The 16,206-nt window shown below is 66.5% G+C and carries 14 protein-coding genes; 8 read left to right on the top strand and 6 right to left on the bottom strand.

The window, feature by feature from the left end; all coding sequences use genetic code 11:
* Positions 1-140 precede the first annotated feature (140 nt).
* Positions 141-431, top strand: a complete 291-nt coding sequence (locus RPB_RS14360) for a succinate dehydrogenase assembly factor 2 (RefSeq protein ID WP_011441738.1) — start codon at positions 141-143, stop codon at positions 429-431.
* A complete protein-coding gene (mfd, locus tag RPB_RS14355) occupies positions 428-3,943 on the top strand; it encodes a transcription-repair coupling factor (protein ID WP_011441737.1) in 3,516 nt (1,171 codons plus the stop codon). Before RPB_RS14360 ends, mfd begins: the two co-directional genes overlap by 4 nt.
* A gap of 21 nt (positions 3,944-3,964) precedes the next feature.
* On the opposite strand, the gene RPB_RS14350 is transcribed toward mfd, so the two are convergent.
* The 3 genes from RPB_RS14350 to RPB_RS14340 all read right to left on the bottom strand — a co-directional run bounded on the left by RPB_RS14350 (position 3,965) and on the right by RPB_RS14340 (position 8,535).
* Positions 3,965-5,188 (bottom strand): hypothetical protein, encoded by a 1,224-nt coding sequence (locus RPB_RS14350; RefSeq protein WP_011441736.1) that lies wholly within the window; start codon positions 5,186-5,188, stop codon positions 3,965-3,967.
* A gap of 64 nt (positions 5,189-5,252) precedes the next feature.
* On the bottom strand, positions 5,253-6,770 hold the full coding sequence (locus tag RPB_RS14345; RefSeq protein ID WP_011441735.1) for a class I adenylate-forming enzyme family protein: 1,518 nt from the start codon (positions 6,768-6,770) through the stop codon (positions 5,253-5,255).
* Positions 6,771-6,774: 4 nt separating this feature from the next.
* On the bottom strand, positions 6,775-8,535 hold the full coding sequence (locus RPB_RS14340) for an extracellular solute-binding protein (protein ID WP_198135180.1): 1,761 nt from the start codon (positions 8,533-8,535) through the stop codon (positions 6,775-6,777).
* A gap of 330 nt (positions 8,536-8,865) precedes the next feature.
* Here RPB_RS14340 and RPB_RS14335 point away from each other — a divergent pair, with 330 nt between their 5' ends.
* A complete protein-coding gene (locus RPB_RS14335; protein WP_011441733.1) occupies positions 8,866-9,657 on the top strand; it encodes an invasion associated locus B family protein in 792 nt (263 codons plus the stop codon).
* A 112-nt stretch (positions 9,658-9,769) separates the two neighbouring features.
* On the opposite strand, the gene hspQ is transcribed toward RPB_RS14335, so the two are convergent.
* Positions 9,770-10,102: a heat shock protein HspQ gene (gene hspQ / locus RPB_RS14330; RefSeq protein WP_011441732.1), complete on the bottom strand. Its 333-nt coding sequence runs from the start codon at positions 10,100-10,102 to the stop codon at positions 9,770-9,772.
* A gap of 130 nt (positions 10,103-10,232) precedes the next feature.
* Between hspQ and RPB_RS14325 the strand changes: the two genes are divergently transcribed.
* Positions 10,233-11,186 (top strand): AEC family transporter, encoded by a 954-nt coding sequence (locus RPB_RS14325; protein ID WP_011441731.1) that lies wholly within the window; start codon positions 10,233-10,235, stop codon positions 11,184-11,186.
* Positions 11,187-11,244: 58 nt separating this feature from the next.
* Here the strand turns inward: RPB_RS14325 and RPB_RS14320 are convergent, their stop codons facing one another.
* Positions 11,245-12,441 carry a UbiH/UbiF family hydroxylase gene (locus RPB_RS14320; protein WP_041798258.1) on the bottom strand — a complete coding sequence of 399 codons (1,197 nt, stop codon included), beginning with the start codon at positions 12,439-12,441 and terminating at the stop codon, positions 11,245-11,247.
* 129 nt (positions 12,442-12,570) lie between these two features.
* Between RPB_RS14320 and pcsA the strand changes: the two genes are divergently transcribed.
* The gene (gene pcsA / locus RPB_RS14315; RefSeq protein ID WP_011441729.1) at positions 12,571-13,314 is read left to right on the top strand and encodes a phosphatidylcholine synthase; all 744 of its coding nucleotides are present in this window, start codon (positions 12,571-12,573) and stop codon (positions 13,312-13,314) included.
* 55 nt (positions 13,315-13,369) lie between these two features.
* Complete coding sequence (locus RPB_RS14310) at positions 13,370-14,344, top strand: quinone oxidoreductase family protein (RefSeq protein ID WP_011441728.1); 975 nt, start codon at positions 13,370-13,372, stop codon at positions 14,342-14,344.
* 147 nt (positions 14,345-14,491) lie between these two features.
* Here RPB_RS14310 and rimO read toward each other — a convergent pair whose 3' ends face one another.
* Positions 14,492-15,817, bottom strand: a complete 1,326-nt coding sequence (gene rimO, locus RPB_RS14305; protein WP_011441727.1) for a 30S ribosomal protein S12 methylthiotransferase RimO — start codon at positions 15,815-15,817, stop codon at positions 14,492-14,494.
* On the opposite strand from rimO, the gene RPB_RS24890 reads away from it, so the two are divergent.
* Complete coding sequence (locus tag RPB_RS24890) at positions 15,738-16,046, top strand: hypothetical protein (protein WP_198135196.1); 309 nt, start codon at positions 15,738-15,740, stop codon at positions 16,044-16,046. The two genes, rimO and RPB_RS24890, sit on opposite strands and share 80 nt — an antisense overlap.
* The gene (locus RPB_RS24600; protein WP_157038826.1) at positions 16,046-16,198 is read left to right on the top strand and encodes a hypothetical protein; all 153 of its coding nucleotides are present in this window, start codon (positions 16,046-16,048) and stop codon (positions 16,196-16,198) included. Before RPB_RS24890 ends, RPB_RS24600 begins: the two co-directional genes overlap by 1 nt.
* The last annotated feature ends 8 nt before the right edge of the window (positions 16,199-16,206 follow it).

Here is a 16,206-nt window from a genome sequence, read left to right as displayed (position 1 = left end):
GGGCGGATGTGACCCGCAGCCTTGGATGCATTTTGCGCCAATTGCAATGCGCCGCGGCGGGCTGACATTGCCGATCCCGGGGGCTATATCAGGCTCGCCCGGCACGTCCGGGCTTTCCGCGTTCAGCAAGGTTTTCAACGATGACCGGTACGACACGATCGAGCGGCGGGCTCGACGACCGCCGCAAGCGGCTCCTGTTCCGCTGCTGGCACCGCGGCACGCGCGAGATGGACCTGATTCTCGGCCAATTCGCCGATGCCGAGATCGGCACGCTGACCGACGCCGAGCTCGACGAGCTGGAGCGGCTGATCGAGCTCAACGACCACGACCTCTACAACGCAGTGGCCGATGCCGACACCCTGCCGGCCGAGTTCAAAGGCGGGCTGTTCGACCGGATCAAGACCTACGGCCATCAGGGCGGCCCGGCATGAAGGCGCCGTCGCGATCGCCCGCGGAGCTGCTGGCACCCGGCAAGGCGTTGACCTTCGCCAATGTCGCCGAGGGCGCCGAGGGGCTGATCGTGTCCGATCTCGCCCGTGCGATCGCGGCGCGGCCGAAACCGCCCGCGGTCAGCCTCGCGGTGATCTGCCGCGACGGGCCGCGGATGCAGCAGCTCGAGCGCAGCCTTGAATTTTTTGCGCCCGACGTCGGCGTCATGCAGTTTCCGGCGTGGGACTGCCAGCCCTATGACCGCGTCTCGCCGCATGCCGGCATTCTCGCCCAGCGCGTCACCACGCTGGCGCGGCTGTCGCGGCTCGCCGGCAGCGACAAGCCGCTGATCGTGCTGACCACGGTCAACGCCGCGGTGCAGCGGGTGCCGGCGCGCGAGGTGATCGCCGCGCAGGCGCTGTCGGTGGCGCCCGGCAACATCGTGCCGATGGATTCGATCGCCGCGTGGCTCGAGCACAATGGCTACAGCCGTGCCTCGACGGTGCGCGAGCCCGGCGAATACGCGGTGCGCGGCGGCATCCTCGATCTGTTTCCGGCCGGGCTCGAACAGCCGGTGCGGTTCGATTTCTTCGGCGACCAGCTCGAATCGATCCGCACTTTCGACGCCGAGACCCAGCGCACGCTGCACACCATGCGCGGCCTCGATCTCGTTCCGGTCTCCGAATTCCAGCTCGTCACCGAAACCATCCGCCGCTTCCGGATGGGCTATGTCGCCGCCTTCGGCGCGCCGGATCGCGACGACCAGCTCTACACGTCGATCAGCGAAGGCCGCCGCCATCCCGGCATGGAGCACTGGCTGCCGTTGTTTCAGGAACGGATGGACGCGCTGTTCGATTATCTTCCCGGCACGCCGGTGGCGATCGAACCGCAGAGCGAGGACGCCGCGCGCGAGCGGTTCAAGCAGATCGCCGACTACTACGACGCCCGGCGCGAAGCGATGGAGCATCCCGGCTCCGGCGCGATCTACAAGCCGCTGCCGCCGGATCAGCTCTATCTCACAGAAGCCGAATGGACCGCACGGCTGCAGGGCATCTCGTTGGCACGGCTGACGCCGTTCGATGTGCCGGACGATGGTTCGTCAGTGATCGACGCCGGCGCGCGCGCCGGCCGCAACTTCGCGCCGGAGCGGGCCGACACCTCGGTCAATGTGTTCCAGGCGCTGGTCGCGCATGTGCAGGCGCTGCAGGCCGCGCGCAAAAAGGTGGTGATCGCGCTGTGGAGCGAAGGCTCGCGCGACCGCATGGCCAGCATGTTGAAGGACCACAAGCTGGTGCATCTCACCAGCGTCAATTCCTGGCGCACCGTGCAGGCGACGCCGCGCAACGAGGCGATGCTGGCGGTGGTGGGTCTCGAATCCGGATTCGAGACCGATGCGTTCGCGGTGATCACCGAGCAGGACGTGCTCGGCGACCGCCTGGTGCGGCAGCGCAAGTCAGCCAAGAAGCTCGACAATTTCATCTCCGAAGTCACCAGCCTGTCGAGCGGCGACATCGTCGTGCATGTCGAGCACGGCATCGGCCGCTTCATCGGATTGCAGACGCTGGAAGTCGGCGGTGCGCCGCACGACTGCGTCGAGCTGCACTACGCCAACGATACCAAACTGTTTCTGCCGGTCGAGAACATCGAGCTGTTGTCGCGCTACGGCTCGGACGGGACCAGTGTCGAACTCGACAGGCTCGGCGGAGGCGGCTGGCAGGCGCGCAAGGCCAAGCTGAAGAACCGCATCCGCCAGATCGCCGGCGAACTGATCAAGGTCGCGGCCGAGCGGCATCTGCGCGAGGCGCCGAAGCTCCACGTAGAGCCGCATCTCTACGACGAATTCTGCGCGCGCTTTCCCTATGAGGAGACCGAGGACCAGCTCGCGGCGATCAATGCCGCCCTCGGCGATCTCGAACGCGGCATGCCGATGGATCGCCTGGTCTGCGGCGACGTCGGCTTCGGCAAGACCGAGGTGGCGCTACGCGCGGCCTTTGCGGTGGCGCTGGACGGCAAGCAGGTCGCCGTGGTGGTGCCGACCACCTTGCTGGCGCGGCAGCACGCCAAGACTTTCACCGAGCGCTTCCGTGGCTTTCCGGTGAATGTCGGCCAGGCGTCGCGGCTGGTGTCGCCGAAGGAATTGACGCAGGTGAAGAAGGGCCTCGCCGAGGGCCAGATCGACATCGTCGTCGGCACCCACGCGCTGCTCGGCAAGGGCATCAAGTTCAAGGATCTCGGCCTCGTCGTGGTCGACGAGGAGCAGCATTTCGGCGTCACCCACAAGGAGAAGCTGAAGCAGCTCCGCTCCGAGGTGCACGTGCTGACGCTGAGCGCGACGCCGATCCCGCGCACGCTGCAACTCGCCATGACCGGCGTGCGCGATCTGTCGATCATCGCCTCGCCGCCGGTCGACCGGCTCGCGGTGCGCACCTTCGTGGCCCCGCACGATCCGTTGATGATCCGCGAGGCGCTGCTGCGCGAGCGCTATCGCGGCGGCCAGGCGTTCTACGTCGTGCCGCGGATCGACGACCTCGCCGAGGTCAAGGACTTCCTCGACAAACATGTGCCCGAGATGAAGGTCGCGGTCGCCCACGGCCAGATGCCGCCGACGGTGATCGAGGACATCATGTCGGCGTTCTACGACGCAAAATACGACATCCTGCTGTCGACCACGATCGTCGAATCCGGCCTCGACATTCCGAACGCCAATACGCTGATCGTGCATCGCGCCGACATGTTCGGCCTGGCGCAGCTCTATCAGCTCCGCGGCCGCGTCGGCCGCTCCAAGCTGCGGGCCTATGCGCTGTTCACGCTGCCGCAGCACAACATCACGGCGCAAGCGGAGCGCCGCCTGAAGGTACTGCAATCGCTGGAGACGCTCGGCGCCGGTTTCCAGCTCGCCTCACACGATCTCGACATCCGCGGTGCCGGCAATCTGCTCGGCGAGGAGCAGTCCGGCCACATCAAGGAAGTCGGCTTCGAGCTGTATCAGCAGATGCTCGAGGAGGCGATCACCAACCTCAAGGCCGGCGTTTCCGAGCCGGTCGCCGACCGCTGGTCGCCGCAGATCACCGTCGGCATGCCGGTGCTGATCCCCGAGGACTTCGTCAAGGACCTGTCGGTGCGGCTGTCGCTGTATCGCCGGCTGGCCGATCTCGACAGCGACGAGGAGATCGAGAATTTCGCCGCCGAGTTGCGCGATCGGTTCGGTGTGCTGCCGGACGAGGTACGCTATCTGTTCAAGGTCGCGGCGATCAAGGCGTATTGCCGGCACGCCAATGTCGAGAAGGTCGATGCCGGCCCGAAGGGCGTCGTCATCACCTTCCGCGACAACGCGTTCGCGCATCCCGACAGGCTGGTGACCTTCATCCGCCGCCATGGCGACGCCGCCAAGGTGCGGCCGGACATGAAGGTGGTGTTCTTCCAGGTGTGGAAGACCCCGGAAGAGCGGCTCGTCGGCACCACCGAGATCATGCGCCAGCTCGCCGAACTGGCCGAAGCCAAGAAGGCGGCCTGAAGGCCGCCGCCGGCGCGACGTTCAGGACGCCGCGCGCCGCGTGTCGAGCCTGGTCAGGCGCGACAGGATCGAGCGGACGGAATCGTCCGGCATCAACGTCGCCAGTTGAACCTCCGGATCGATCCGGCCCTCGCGACGGCTGGAATGTGCGGTCTGCTTCACCACCGCGGTGAGACGCCGCGCGATCGTCTGCGCGCCGCGCAGATCGGTCTCGGCGAACACCACGAGGATGCTGCCGTCGGCCTGCAGCACGCCGAAATCCATTTTGCGCATCAGCCGGCTGACGATCCGTGAGGTGTCGAACAGCATGCGCTGGTCCGCCCGGCTGAACGTGAACTTCGCCACCGACAAGCCACCGCCGCGCGCCTGGGCGTGATACACCGCGGTGGCGAAATCGCGCTCGAACGCGCTCGGCGTCAGCAGGCCGCTGCGCGGATCGATCAGGCCTCCTGCGTCGAGCGATCGCAGCGTGCGCCCGAGCCGCGCCTCGAACGCGTGCTGGCGGATCAGCGGCAGCGCGTCGGCCACGATGCGCTCTGGATCGCCCTGGGCGAAATCGAGATTGGGTAGGTCGACGTGATGGTCGGGCGCAGGCACCGTGACCACCACCGGCAGATTGCGGAAGCGCGGGTCCTCGGACAGCACCGTCAGGAACGCATCGACCACGCGCGGGCTGAAGCCCTCGGCGAGGATGATGCCGTCGAGGTCGCGGGCGTTGAGATGCTTCGCGGCGGCTTCGATCGAGAGCGCGCCGACCACGCCGACGCGTTCGCCGAGCGCGACCGACAACGCCGGAAAAGCGGCGCCGCGACCGATCAGCAGCACGGTGGCGTCCTGGATCGGATCGCTGTCCGGGGTGCGAGGCACGTCGCCGTCATCGATCAGCCGCCGCAGCGTGGTCGCGTGCAGGGTGCGGACGCGCAGCGCTGCGCGGAGCCGGGCAGCGAGGCGCGCCAAATCGTCCCCCTCGAAGCCGATCGCATTGCCGGGCAGGGCGCTCCGCGGATCGAGCGCGATCAGTGGCACGTAAGGCTGGATCGCTTCGATCTGCTTGGCCAGTATTCCGAGCGAGGTGTCTGTGCCGCCGGACGCGATCACCGCGGAAGGCTGCAGCCGTGCGACGGCGCCGCCGGCCTCGAGCCAGCCGGCAGTCACCACGGGAGATAACCGAGCTTCCGAGAGGGCCGACATCATCGGCGAGCTGTCGTCGTCAGAAACGACGAGGATGGGCGCGTGATACGACATCTGTGAGAGCCGGTCCTCCGCTGTCGACGGAGTTCGACCCTAGATCGTCACCCTTAATGCGAGGTCAATGCCGATTGGCAGATTCCTCGCCGCGCGGCGGCCCGTCGCGGAAGGCTTCGACCATCAAAGGATTTAGACCGAGCTCTGAAAGTGCTTCACGAGCCCGTGCATTGTCCTGGGCGCGGCCGGCGAGGCGATATCCGCTCCAGCGATCGGGGAGCGCGGTGAGCAATGCGCCCTGGCCGAGCCGTTTCGCCCACTCCTGCAGGTCCTGCGCCAGAAAGCGATAGCCGCCGACGGCCATCACCCCGGATGGGGGGGCGGTGATGCAGATTCCGCCGCTGGTCCGGTCGAGCCGGGCGGCGAACCCGGTGTCGACATGGTCGGGCGGCGGCACCGAGACCGGGGTGCCGAGTGGCGGCGGAGGCGCATAGGCGGCGAGCGTGACCATCGGCCCGCGCAGCCCGAGCGTGCCTTTTGGCGTGATCAGGATTTCGCCCGCTGCCGATGACGCCGCCTGACCGCGGGAGGCGGTGTGCGGTCCCGGCATGATCGCGGCCGGCGTGCCAGTCTCGGCGCGCTGCGCGCCGAACAGGCCTGCCTCGCCGAACAGATACACGTCCGTGAAGGTCGCAGGGACAGCGGTCCAGGCGGAACTCGCGGCCACCTGTTCCGGCGCGCGCCAGAGGCCGATGACGTTGCGCAGCGTCGGCATTCCGGCGAGGCCGGTTTCGCCCAGCCGCAACGCCAGCGGCGCCGGCGCCACCAGCGTGTCGCAGCCGAGATCGCGGATCTGGGATTCCAACACCGCTTCGTCGAACGGATGGTGCAGGGCCAGCGTGCCGCCGCTTAGAAGCCATGTCACGATCGACGAGGCGAGCCCGGCGAAAGAGGACGGGGCCTGCGCCGACAGCAGCATCGCGCCTTGCGGCACCCGGCCTTCGAGGAACACCGCGAGTCCGCCGGCGATCATGTGCAGATGGGTGCGCGGGATCGCCCGGACGCCGTCCGGCGTGGTGTCGAACGAAATGATCGCGGCGCGGCGCGCGTCCTGGGCCGCCGGCATGGTTGCCGAAACGTCGTCGGTCATGGCGACGTCGAGCGACGCCATGCCCTCCGGCAGATCGTCGCCGAAGCCGCCGACGTAGCGGATCGAGAACGCCTCGGCCGCGGCGTTCATCGCCAGATCGGCGTGGCTGACGCCGTCGATCCAGCGGGTCGAGACGATGGCACGCGCCCCGGTGCGGTTCAGCGCCGTGGTGATGTCGGCCTGCCGCCAGAGCTGCGGCAGCAGCGCGACGACCAGGCCGGCGCGGTGCGCGGCCAGAAGCGCCAACGGAAACTCGATCGTGTTCGGCAGTTGCAGCGCGATCACCGAATTCGCCGGCAGCCCGGCGGCGGTGAAGTGCGCGGCCAGCGCCGAGATCGCCTTGTCGGCCTGCGCGTAGGTGAGGCGGGCGGGGGCCTGTCCGGTGATGCGCGCTTTGTCGGCGGGGTCGATCAGGGCGACCGCATCGGGCTGGCGCGCCAGGATCCGGCGGAACAGACCGTCGAGCGTCGGCGATGCGTTGGGCTGGCTCACGTGATCACCTTTGCTGCGTCGATGGCCTCGCCCACCAGGTTTCGGGCAGGTAGCCGGTCAGGGCATTTGCTTTCGGCCGTTCTATCCGATTCCATCTTGCGATCCATTGTTCCTGAATGTTGTAGAGCGGGATCACGTAGACACCCGAGGTCAGAACCCGGTCGAGCGCGCGCACCGAATCGACGAATTGCGGATGCTCCCGCGCGCCGATCATCGCCGCGATCATGGCGTCGACCGCGGGATCCTTGACGCCCATGTAGTTGCGGGTGCCCTGGGTGTCGGCGGCCTCCGCGCCCCAATAAAAATACTGTTCGTTGCCCGGAGACAGCGACTGGTCCCAGCGGTTCGGGATCATATCGAAATCGAACGCGATCCGGCGCTGGTCGAACTGCACCGCGTCGACCACGCGGACCGAGGCCTGAACACCGACCCGTTTGACGTCGCGCGCGAACGCCAGTGCGATGCGCTCCTGATCCCGCGTGGTCACCAGAATTTCGAATGTCAGCGGCTGGTGGTTGTCGCGTCGGCGCAGCACCGTGCCGTCGAGTTCGTACCCCGCCTCCGCCAGTTGCGACAGGGCGCGTCGCAGCGTGGTGCGGTCGCGGCCCGACGCGTCGCTGACAGGCAGGCGGTAGCTGCCATCGAGGAACTCGGGCCGCAGCCGCGACAGATACGGCGCCAGCAGCTTCAATTCGCCGGGGCCTGCCGGTCGGCCATAGGCGGAAAGCTCCGAGCCGGCGAAGAAGCCGCCGGCGCGGGCGTACAAATCGAAGAAGTAGTTGCGGTTGATCCAGGCGAAATCGAACAGTTGCAGCAGCGCCTCGCGGACGCGGATATCGGCGAACACCGGCCGCCGCGTGTTGAAGACCAGCACCTCGCTCGGCTGCGGCATCCCGGTCCTGAAGGCGTCGCGGATCACATTGCCGCTCTTCGCGGCCGGAAAGTCGTAGCCATCGTGCCAGCGTAGCGGCTCGGTCTCGACGCGATAGTCGTAAAGCCCGCGCTTGAAGGCTTCGAAATGCGAATTTGCCTCCCGGAAATAATCGATCCGGATTTCGTCGAAGTTCCACAAGCCGCGATTGACCGGGAGATCGCGGCCCCAATAGTCCGGGTTGCGCGTCAGCGTCACGCTGGCGCCGGCCTTCACCTCGGTGACGCGATAGGGACCTGATCCGATCGGCGGCGACAGCGATGTCTCCTCGAACGTGTCGGCATTGACGGCGTGCTTCGGAAAGACCGGCATCAAGCCGAGGATCAGCGGCAGTTCGCGATCCTGCACATCGTCGAAATCGAAGCGGATCGTGAGGGGATCAAGGGCCTTCGCGCGCGCCACCTTGGCGTAGTACTGCCGATGATTGGGGCGCCCCTTGTCGCGCAGCAATTGCCAGGAGAACAGCACGTCTTCGGCCTGCACCGGCTTGCCGTCGGAGAACCGGGCTCGCGGATCGATGCGGAAGGTGACGTAGCTGCGGGCGTCGTTGGTCTCGATCGATTGCGCCAGCAGGCCGTACAGGGTGAACGGCTCGTCATTGCCGCGCGCCATCAGGCTTTCGACCACATAGCCGCGCATCCGCTGCACGGCGATGCCCTTGACGATGAACGGATTGAGGCTGTCGAAAGTGCCGAGCAGGCCCTCCACCAGCCGGCCGCCTTTGGGCGCGTCGGGGTCGGCATAGGGCATTGCCTTGAACTCGGCGGGCAGGGCGGGATCGCCATGCATCGCCAACGCATAGGCCGGCTTCGCCGCGAGCTCCGTTCCGGCCATCGCCGCGTGGTTGACCGGGATGGCAAGGCCGACGGCGGTGGCGATCGCCAGCGCGCCTGCGAGCAGGCCCGCGCGGGGCGCGAATCGGCGATCTGATTCGGTTCGGTCCACCGTGGATCTTTACCACAAGGGAGCGATCGAACGGGCCGCGGATGATTGTCGCCATTGATCTTTTCGTGCGCCGATGTATTGAAGGCGATCACTCGACGACGCCTGACCGGCCCGTCACGTAACTGCCTCAATTGGCACCGAGAGACCGGCCAAACGGCCAGATGTCAGCTCCGCGCGTCGCGGTGGGGTGTGCGACCGTTTCAGAAAGGGTTTTCCGCAATGAAGTCTTGCAACTTGGTCGCGACGGCCGGGCCGCGCGGGCGGGCATTCGTTCTGCTCACGGCGGCGGCTGTGGCCGCCCTGACCGTCGCGTCCGCAGCGCAAGCGCAGGCCCCGCAGCAGCAGCCGGCCGCCCCGAAGGCGGCTCCGGCGCCGAAGGCTCCCCCGAAAGCGGCGCCGAAGGCCGGGCCCGCCGCGCAGGCGCCCGCCGCTGCGCCGCAGCAGGAGCAGCAGCAGGTTCAGCTGATCTATGCGCCGTGGACCAAATTCTGCCTCAAGGGCCAGGACGCCAACGCCAAGCAGGTCTGCTTCACCGGCAAGGACGGCCGCATCGAGTCCGGCCAGCCGGTGATCGCGGCGGTGATCATCGAGCCGGAAGGCGAGCCGAAGAAGATCTTGCGCGTCACGCTGCCGCTCGGCATGCAGCTCGTTCACGGCACCCGCATCATCGTCGACAGCAACGCGCCGCAGCAGAGCCCTTATGTGATCTGCTTCGCCAACGGCTGCATGTCCGATTACGAAGCGACCCCGGAACTGCTCGCCAGCATGAAGAAGGGCCAGAATCTGGTCGTCCAGGCGATCAATTCCAACGGCGCACCGCTGACGCTGCCGCTGCCGCTGCAGGAGACCGGCGGATCGTTCGCCAAGGCCTATGACGGCCCGCCGACCGACCCGAAGCAGTTCGAGGAAACCCAGAAGAAGCTGCAGGAAGAACTGCAGAAGCGTGCCGAAGAACAGCGCAAGAAGCTCGAGGCCCAGGCCCCGGCGGGCGCCAATCCGGCAGCGAAGTAACGTCCGATATTCCGCTGAACGAAAAGGGCGCCCCGGTGGGCGCCCTTTGTCTATCGACCGTTTGTGGCGAGCGTTCCTGAGCCGTCGATGGACGACGCGGAAACCCGCCGACCTAGTTCAACGACGGATTGCGCGGACGGTAGCCGCCGGCCTTGTCCTTGACGAAGATTTCGGCGACTTGCGAATGCCGGATCGGCTCGCCGGAATCGTCCGGCAGAAGGTTCTGTTCCGAAACATAGGCGACGTATTCAGAATCGGCGTTCTCGGCGAGCAGGTGATAGAACGGCTGATCCTTGTGCGGACGAACCTCTTCGGGGATCGACAGCCACCATTCTTCGGTGTTGTTGAATTCCGGATCAATGTCGAACACCACCCCGCGGAACGAAAAAATCCGGTGGCGGACGATCTGGCCGATCTGGAACTTGGCGGTTCTCGTCTTGATCATCCGAGTCGCATAGACCAGGATTGCGGCCGATGCTAGTGCGAAACCCGGCTTTCCGCTCGCCGGCGCGCCGCGTCCATCTCCCCTTTACCGGTCGATCATCCCCGCCGCCGGCCTTCCTCAGCAGTCCTGAATGATCGACATTCTGAACCTCGCGCTTCCGTATTTCGGGCTGATCTTCGTCGGCTTCGCCTGCGGCCGGCTGAAGCGCCTGCCGGAAAACGGCCTCGCCTGGATGAACTTCTTCCTGCTCTACGTGTCGCTGCCGGCGCTGTTCTTCCGGATCATGTCGAAGACGCCGTTCGAGGAACTCAACAACCTGCCATTCGTGCTGGCGACCACATTCGGCACGGCGTGCGCGTTCTTCATTTCCGGCTTGATCGGCCGCACCGTCGGCGGCCTGTCGCTGCGCGAAACGACGATGGCGAGCCTCGCGGGTGGCTACGGCAATATCGGCTATATGGGCCCGGGACTGGCGCTCGCCGTATTGGGACCCAAAGCCGCGGTGCCGGTGGCGCTGATCTTCTGCTTCGACAGCATCTTTCTGTTTTCGATCGTGCCGTTGGCAATGGCGCTGACCGCCGGCGAGCGCCGGCCGCTGCTGCCGACCATCGTCCACGTGGTGCGCGAGATCGTGCTGCATCCGTTGATCGTCGCGGCCTATTGCGGCGCTGCCGCAGCTGCCTTCCACGTGCAGGTGCCAACTGCGGTCGATAACACGCTGCAGTTCTTGCAGAACGCCGCCGCGCCGGTGGCGCTGTTCACGCTCGGCGTGACGGTGGCGCTGCGTCCGTTCGGCCGGGTCCCGTGGGAGATTCCGGGCATCGTCGCGGTCAAGCTGCTGCTGCATCCGCTGATCGTGTTCGGCCTGATGCTGGCATGCGGGCCGTTCACGCTGGAATGGGCCGCCACCGCGGTGCTGATGGCGTCGCTTCCGCCGGCGCTCAACGTCTTCGTGATCGCCCGGCAGTACAACACCTGGGTCGAGCCGGCGTCTGTCGCCGTGCTGATCGGCACCTTCGTCTCGGTGGTGACGCTGACGACGGTGATGTGGCTGATCAGGACCGGACAGCTGCCGTTATCGTGAACATCTTCCTGAGCATGATCTGATCCGAAAACCGGTCGCCACTTTTCGGGATCATGCTCTACAGCGACCGCCAGAACGGAGACAGGCCTTCGCGCATCGCCAGACGCCGCAGCGGTCCGACCGAACCGATCAATTGCATCCCGACCGCGCGCGCCGCCTGCGCCGGCAACAGATCGCTCAGCAGCGTGCGGTTGGCGATGTCGATCGCGAAGGTGCGGCTCGCCACGTCGGCGCCGCGGGCCCGGCCGAACCGCGCGATCACAGTATCGCTGCCGGGATCCTGGTCGCGCGCCATGGCATCCTCGACGATCCCGGCGATGTCGCCGGCGTCGCGCAACCCCATGTTGAGGCCCTGGGCCCCGATCGGCGGCACCACGTGCGCGGCTTCGCCGACCAGCACGATGCGGCGCCGGCCGTAGGCGCTGGGCTTTTCAATGGCCAGCGGAAACAGGTTGCGGCCGGGCTCGACGCTGAGGCGGCCGACGATCGAATGCGACTGCTTTTCGGCGGCCGCAGCGAGTTCGTCGTCGCCGAGCGCCATCAGCCGTTGCGCCTCCTTCGGCGCGGCGACCCAGACGATGCTCATGCGTCGGCCGGGCAGGGGCACGAACACGCAGGGCCCCTCGGGGGTGTGGAATTCGGTCGAGACGTTGTGGTGCGGCCGCGCGGTCGCGACGTTGAAGGTCAGCGCCGACTGGTTGAGCGCGCGGCTGCTGACCGTGATGCCGGCGGCTTGCCGGCATTGCGAGGTGCGGCCATCGGCGCCGATCACGAGCGCGGCCGACAAGGTATGGCCCTGACGGGTCCGGACCACGGCGGCCTCATCGCCGGGAGCCACCGATTCGGCCTCGTCGTCGAACCGGTCGAGATTGGCGACCTCCGCGGCGCGCTCTTCCAGCGCGACCATCAGATTGCGGTTCTCGATATTGAAGCCGAACGCATCCATGCCGATCTCGTCGGATGCGAACCGCACCTCCGGCGCCCGGATCAGCCGATGGGTGTCGTCGACCAGCCGCATCGTCCGCAGCGCGGCGGCCTTGCCGGCACAGCGGCGCCAGACGTCGAGTTTTTCCAGCAGGTCGATGGAATCGCCGAGCAGCGCCGTGGTGCGGTTGTCCGCGTATGGCACCTTGCGGGCGATCAGGGCGGTCAGCGCCCCGGTCTCGGCGACCGCGATCGCGGCCGCGAGACCGGCGGGGCCGCCGCCGACCACGATGACGTCGTAACTGTTGGGCTCGAGCAGGCTCTGTGTCATGGCAAGACAATCGTCAGTCGCCGCGCCGATTTCAAGCCCGCTCTGAAACATTAACGTTCCCGGCGTGTCGTCCGGCGAGCCCGGTGCGATCCGGTGCAAAGCCGGCCCGGACCTGATATGCAGGGACTGATGTCTCCCCTGGACCAGCCGCAATCCCCCCCGCTTTCGCGCGCCAAGCGCATGGCCGCCTTTTCGGTGCATTTGCTGACCGCCGCGGGCGTCGGCATCGCCCTGCTGGCGCTGCTGGAGGCCGTCCGCGAACATTGGGCGGCGATGTTCGGCTGGCTCGGGCTCGCATTGCTGATCGACGCGATCGACGGACCATTGGCGCGGCGGTTCGACGTCCGCCGGCGACTGCCGAAATGGGACGGCGACGTGCTCGATCTGGTGGTCGATTTCGTTACTTACGTCTTCGTGCCGGCCTATGCGATCACCGCGAGCGGCCTGCTGATGCCGATCGCTGCTCCCGTTCTCGGCGTCGGCATCGTCATCAGTTCGGCGCTGTATTTCGCCGATCGCCGGATGAAGACCGCCGACAATCACTTCCGCGGCTTTCCGGCTCTGTGGAATGCGGCGGCGTTCTACCTGTTCTTGCTGCACCCGTCGCCGATCCCTGCCAGTCTCGGGATCGCCGCGTTGATCGTGCTCACCTTCGTGCCGATCAACGTGCTGCATCCCGTGCGGGTCGCGCGGTTTCGCGCATTCAATCTGACGCTGATCGTGATCTGGGCGGCGCTTGCGGTCTACGCGATCATGCGGCACTTCGAGGTTCCGGCCGCGGTCACGATCGTCTTGTGCGCGATTGCCGTTTACATCGCGGTTGCCGACGCGGCCCATCGCTTGTTTGCGGCGCGGTCCGGCGCGGTCGGTTGACAACGCGGCGAGGATGGCCTTCGGTTGGCTTGCGTAAATTCCTAAGGGGGCGATGATGACGAAAGCGGTGCGGGTGCATCAGGTGGGCGGTCCGGAGGCGTTGGTCTACGAGGCCATCGAACTGGCGCCGCCCGGCGATGGTGAAGTCCGCATCCGCCAGCACGCCGTCGGCCTGAACTTCATCGACGTGTACTTCCGCACCGGCCTGTACAAGGCGCCGACGATGCCGTTCATCGCTGGCAATGAAGCGGCGGGCGAGGTGATCGCGGTCGGGCCGCACGTCACCAATTTTCACCCCGGCGATCGCGTCGCATATTATTCGAATCTCGGCGGCTACGCCACCGAGCGCAACATCGAAGCCGCCAAGCTGGTGAAGCTGCCGGATCACATCACCTATGAGCAGGGCGCGGTGCTGATGCTCAAGGGACTGACGGTGTGGTACCTGCTGCACAAGACCTTCAAGGTCGAGCCGGGTCACCGCGTGCTGATCCACGCCGCCGCCGGCGGCATCGGATTGCTCGCCTGCCAATGGGCGCGGGCGCTCGGCGCGCACGTCATCGGCACCGTCGGCTCCAAGGCCAAGGCCGATCTCGCGCTCGCCAATGGCTGCGATCACGTCATCCTCTACAACGAGGAGGATTTCGTCGCGCGGGTGAAGCAGATCAGCCGCAACGAGCTCTGCGACGTGGTTTATGACGGCGTCGGCAAGACCACGTTCCCGGGGTCGCTGTCCTGTATCAAGCCGCGCGGGCTGTTCGTCTCGTTCGGCAACGCCTCGGGCCCGGTGCCGCCATTCGCGCTGGCCGAGCTCAACAACCACGGCTCGCTGTTCGCGACGCGGCCGAAGCTCAACGACTATGTCAGCACCCGCAAGGAGCTGATGGAAGGCGCCGACACGCTGTTCTCGGCGGTGATCGAGGGCAAGCTGCACGTCCCGATCAACCACGCCTACGCGCTGAAGGACGCCGCCAAGGCGCATATCGATCTGGAAGGGCGTGTGACGACCGGGGCGTCGATTCTGAAGCCGTAGTCGCTACGCGGCGCCGTCATCCTGAGGCGCTCGCCCGCAGGGCGAGCCTCGAAGGATGCTGGTAAACGCACGCGCGGCCCATCCTTCGAGGCCGTCGCTGCGCGACGGCGCCTCAGGATGACGTGAATTACGTTGAGGCCGAGACGCTCAGAACCCCGCCACCGTCCCGTGCAGATCGTAGGCGTCGGCGCGGTCGATCTTGGCGGTGACGATTTCGCCGACGCGGAGCGGGCGGCGGCTGGTCAGATACACGCTGCCATCGATCTCCGGCGCATCGGCCTTGGAGCGGCCTTTGGCGACGGTCGGGCCGATCTCGTCGATGATGATCTGCTGCCGCGTGCCGACCTTGCGCTTCAGCCGCCGCGCCGAGATCGCCTGCTGCCGCGCCATCAGCCGATTCCAGCGCTCCTGCTTGACCTCGTCCGGCACCTGACCTTCGAGCGCATTTGACGGCGCGCCGGCGACCGGCTCGTATTTGAACGCGCCGAGGCGATCGATCTCGGCTTCGTCGAGCCAGTCGAGCAGGAATTCGAAGTCGCGCTCGGTCTCGCCGGGGAAGCCGACGATGAAGGTCGATCTGAGCGCCAGGTCCGGGCATTGCGCGCGCCAGCGCTTGATGCGCTCCAGCGTCTTGTCCTGCGCGGCCGGGCGCTTCATCAGCTTGAGCACGTCGGGGCTGGCGTGCTGGAACGGGATGTCGAGATAGGGCAGCACCTTGCCCTCGGTCATCAGGCCGATCACTTCGTCGACATGCGGATAGGGGTAGACGTAGTGCAGCCGGACCCAGGCGCCGAGCTCGCCGAGTTCGCGCGCCAGATCGATGAATTTGGCGCGGACGCTGCGGTCCTTCCAAGGGCTCTCGGCGTATTTCAGATCGACACCATAGGCCGAAGTGTCCTGCGAGATCACCAGCAGTTCCTTGACGCCGGCGGCGACCAGCTTCTCGGCCTCGCGCAGCACGTCGGCGGCGGAGCGCGACGCCAGATCGCCGCGCAGCTTCGGGATGATGCAGAAGCTGCAGCGGTTGTTGCAGCCTTCTGAAATCTTCAAATACGCGTAATGCCGCGGCGTCAGCCGGATGCCCTGCTCGGGTACGAGATCGAGATGCGGGTTGTGCAGTGCCGGCTTGGCGCGATGCACCGCGTCGAGCACGCTCTCATATTGCTGCGGGCCGGTGATCGACAGCACGCCGGGGTAGGCGGCCTCGATCTGCTCCGGCTCGGCGCCCATGCAGCCGGTGACGATCACCTTGCCGTTCGCAGCCATCGCTTCGCCGATCGCGGCGAGCGATTCCTGCTTGGCGCTGTCGAGGAAGCCGCAGGTGTTGACGATGACCAGATCGGCGCCGTCATGCTGGCGCGCGAGCTCGTAGCCCTCGGCGCGCAGCCGGGTGATGATCCGCTCGGAATCCACCAGCGCCTTGGGGCATCCCAGCGAGACAAAACTGATTTTTGGCGCGGCCGCCTGCTGCATCGGTTCCAACTGTGTGATTGATCGCCCCGAGCTAAACCCCTTCGGCGGCGCTGACAAGGCGGTTCCGGCGGGATGGACCGAGAACAATTTCCGTCCAGTCGGTTCCAAAAGAGGGAATCTTTCCCGGTTCCAGGATCCGGATGGCATTGGCGTTGTTATTTGGCGGGCCGTCTTGCGGATCGGCGAGATCAGGCTTTCTTGTTCCATGGCGAGCTTGGGAGTCAAATGATGCGCCAGCAGAATCCGGCAATCACACACACTGCCAGCCACGCCCGGACGTGGCCGAGCCTCCTGCTCAATGCCGACCTGATCGTGCTCGGCGCCGCCATCGGTCTGATCGCAGCCGTCGCCTTCGGCACGCCGCATCTCCGGTTGCTGTGATCGCTCGA

This window comes from Rhodopseudomonas palustris HaA2, assembly GCF_000013365.1.
GTDB lineage: Bacteria > Pseudomonadota > Alphaproteobacteria > Rhizobiales > Xanthobacteraceae > Rhodopseudomonas > Rhodopseudomonas palustris_J.
Note: the sequence above shows the minus strand (reverse complement) of the source record. Positions and strands in the feature narration are given on the sequence as shown.